The organism is Pseudoalteromonas sp. P1-7a, assembly GCF_001401855.1.
Taxonomy (GTDB): Bacteria; Pseudomonadota; Gammaproteobacteria; order Enterobacterales; family Alteromonadaceae; genus Pseudoalteromonas.
In genome coordinates this window covers 1-203 of the sequence record NZ_LKDU01000187.1, presented here as the reverse complement: position 1 = coordinate 203, position 203 = coordinate 1, and the positions used below count along the sequence as shown (strand labels likewise).

The 203-nt window shown below is 52.2% G+C and carries 1 protein-coding gene; it reads right to left on the bottom strand.

The window, feature by feature from the left end; all coding sequences use genetic code 11:
- Nucleotides 1-203 (bottom strand): hypothetical protein (locus tag AN389_RS20510; protein ID WP_160318658.1); only part of this gene is annotated, 203 nt, incomplete at both ends.

Below are 203 nucleotides of genomic sequence, written 5' to 3'. Positions count from 1 at the left end.
TGTACAAGTGCCGTGGTTTCAACTTGGTTTGTGCCATCACTGATGATCACCGTCACGGTTTGACCGTCTTCTACATCGCTCACCGTGCCACGCACAACCATGGCGGCGCTTTCGCCGTTGCCATTAATCACGCCGTCGGCGGTTTTATCAATGCTGGTTGTGATCGCTGCGGTGTTATCAAGTTCAACTGTATCCTCAGCTGT